This window comes from Variovorax sp. P2_H12 (assembly GCF_056403395.1).
Window position 1 is genome coordinate 1 of sequence record NZ_JBFUFO010000308.1, and the last position, 371, is coordinate 371.

The 371-nt window shown below is 71.7% G+C and carries 1 protein-coding gene; it reads right to left on the reverse strand.

All coding sequences use genetic code 11. From position 1 onward, the window contains the following. Positions 1-149 precede the first annotated feature (149 nt). Positions 150-371: ATP-binding protein (locus tag AC1DYK_RS36260; RefSeq protein WP_478170668.1), on the reverse strand; the 222-nt coding region annotated here is incomplete at its 5' end.

Sequence of the window (371 nt, forward strand, 5' to 3'; positions counted from 1 at the left end):
GGTGCGTACTGGTGCCCATTGCGTGCCTGCCTCTGTCGTACGGGGGTGGGGGTGCGGGAGCACGCTAGCGGCACCGAATCCGGCAAATGGGCTGTACCGGACACGAGTTGATGTTCTTAGGGTTCGCTTAAGGGACGCATCGGTGCTGGTTAAGACCGGCCCGCGGACCGGAGGCGACGGCGCTGCCGGCCCACCTGGCGACGGCGCCCGCCCTGCCCGGGCCGACGCCCGTCGAGCCAGATCCAGATGCGGACCTCCGTGCCGCCGAGCACCGACCGCCCGATCCGCACATCGCCACCGGTGGACTCCGCGACGCGGCGGACGATGTCGAGCCCGAGCCCGGTAGAGCCCACCGAGCCCCGCGCCCCTCC